A 2,768-nucleotide genomic window follows, 5' to 3' on the forward strand; every position below is an offset into this window, starting at 1 on the left:
GTACGAGGCGAACCAGGGGAACTGAAACATCTAAGTACCCTGAGGAAAAGAAATCAACCGAGATTCCCCTAGTAGCGGCGAGCGAACGGGGACCAGCCCTTAAGCATGTGACTGATTAGGCGAATGCGTTGGGAAGCGCGGCCGTAGCGGGTGATAGCCCCGTAGTCGAAAATCTGAGCATGTGAAATCGAGTAGGTCGGGGCACGAGAAACCTTGACTGAAGACGGGGGGACCATCCTCCAAGGCTAAATACTCCTGGCTGACCGATAGTGAACCAGTACCGTGAGGGAAAGGCGAAAAGAACCCCGGAGAGGGGAGTGAAATAGATCCTGAAACCGTGTGCGTACAAGCAGTCGGAGCCCACTTGTTGGGTGACGGCGTACCTTTTGTATAATGGGTCAGCGACTTATATTCAGTGGCGAGGTTAACCGTATAGGGGAGCCGTAGGGAAACCGAGTCTTAACTGGGCGACACAGTCGCTGGATATAGACCCGAAACCGAGCGATCTATCCATGAGCAGGGTGAAGGTTGAGTAACATCAACTGGAGGCCCGAACCAGGATCTGTTGAAAAAGATTTGGATGACTTGTGGATCGGAGTGAAAGGCTAATCAAGCTCGGAGATAGCTGGTTCTCCTCGAAAGCTATTTAGGTAGCGCCTCACGTAGTACCGCCGGGGGTAGAGCACTGTTTCGGCTAGGGGGTCATCCCGACTTACCAACCCGAGGCAAACTCCGAATACCGGTGAGTAACGCGTGGGAGACACACGGCGGGTGCTAACGTCCGTCGTGAAAAGGGAAACAACCCAGACCGTCAGCTAAGGTCCCGAAATCCTGGTTAAGTGGGAAACGATGTGGGAAGGCTCAGACAGCTAGGAGGTTGGCTTAGAAGCAGCCATCCTTTAAAGAAAGCGTAATAGCTCACTAGTCGAGTCGGCCTGCGCGGAAGATGTAACGGGGCTAAACCAGGTACCGAAGCTACGGGTGCATCCTTAGGGATGCGCGGTAGAGGAGCGTCGTGTACGCCAATGAAGGTGGATTGAGAAGTCTGCTGGAGGTATCACGAGTGCGAATGCTGACATGAGTAACGATAAAGGGAGTGAAAAACTCCCTCGCCGGAAGACCAAGGGTTTCTGTTCGACGCTAATCGGAGCAGAGTGAGTCGGCCCCTAAGGCGAGGCCGAAAGGCGTAGTCGATGGGAAACGGGTCAATATTCCCGTACCGGACATGGTTGCGATGGGGGGACGAAGAAGGCTAGGTGAGCCAGGCGTTGGTTGTCCTGGTGAAAGTGAGTAGGCAAGCGGTTTAGGTAAATCCGGACCGCTCTTTCAAAGAGAATGCCGAGACACGAAACGAACTGACCACGGTCAGGAAGTCACTGATGCCACGCTTCCAGGAAAAGCCTCTAAGCTTCAGATCATGTGCGACCGTACCCCAAACCGACACAGGTGGTCAGGGTGAGAATCCCAAGGCGCTTGAGAGAACTCGGGTGAAGGAACTAGGCAAAATGGTGCCGTAACTTCGGGAGAAGGCACGCCGGCGTAGGGTGATGAGACTTGCTCTCTAAGCCCGAACCGGTCGAAGATACCAGGTGGCTGCAACTGTTTATTAAAAACACAGCACTCTGCTAACGCGCAAGCGGACGTATAGGGTGTGACGCCTGCCCGGTGCCGGAAGGTTAAATGATGGTGTTAGCCGCAAGGCGAAGCTCCTGATTGAAGCCCCGGTAAACGGCGGCCGTAACTATAACGGTCCTAAGGTAGCGAAATTCCTTGTCGGGTAAGTTCCGACCTGCACGAATGGCGTAATGATGGCCACGCTGTCTCCACCCGAGACTCAGTGAAATTGAAATCGCCGTGAAGATGCGGTGTACCCGCGGCTAGACGGAAAGACCCCGTGAACCTTTACTATAGCTTCACACTGGACGCTGATGTTGCCTGTGTAGGATAGCTGGGAGGCTTTGAAACTCGGACGCCAGTTCGGGCGGAGCCAACCTTGAAATACCAGCCTGGCATCATTGGCGTTCTCACTCAGGTCCGTTATCCGGATCGAGGACAGTGTGTGGTGGGTAGTTTGACTGGGGCGGTCTCCTCCTAAAGAGTAACGGAGGAGCACGAAGGTACCCTCAGCACGGTCGGACATCGTGCATTGAGTGCAAGAGCATAAGGGTGCTTGACTGCGAGACAGACACGTCGAGCAGGTGCGAAAGCAGGTTCTAGTGATCCGGTGGTTCTGTATGGAAGGGCCATCGCTCAACGGATAAAAGGTACTCCGGGGATAACAGGCTGATACCGCCCAAGAGTTCACATCGACGGCGGTGTTTGGCACCTCGATGTCGGCTCATCACATCCTGGGGCTGAAGTCGGTCCCAAGGGTATGGCTGTTCGCCATTTAAAGTGGTACGCGAGCTGGGTTTAGAACGTCGTGAGACAGTTCGGTCCCTATCTGCCGTGGGCGTTGGATGTTTGAGAAGGGCTGCTCCTAGTACGAGAGGACCGGAGTGGACGACCCTCTGGTGTTCCGGTTGTCACGCCAGTGGCATTGCCGGGTAGCTATGGTCGGACGGGATAACCGCTGAAAGCATCTAAGCGGGAAGCCCCCTTCAAGATGAGACATCCCTGAGGCCTAGAGCCTCCTGAAGGGCCCAGCGAGACCAGCTGGTTGATAGGCACGGTGTGGAAGCGCTGCAAGGCGTTGAGCTAACGTGTACTAATGGCCCGTGAGGCTTGACCCTATAACACCCAAGGGGTCTGGTCGCGATGATGACGCA

General features: G+C 54.9%; 1 rRNA gene. It reads left to right on the top strand.

Annotated elements, in window-relative coordinates:
- Window positions 1-2,732, top strand: a 23S ribosomal RNA gene (locus V8L71_RS20420); the annotation flags it as partial.
- Window positions 2,733-2,768 lie beyond the last annotated feature (36 nt).

Origin of the sequence: Vreelandella indica, assembly GCF_037070225.1 — a bacterium.
Taxonomy (GTDB): domain Bacteria; phylum Pseudomonadota; class Gammaproteobacteria; order Pseudomonadales; family Halomonadaceae; genus Vreelandella; species Vreelandella arctica.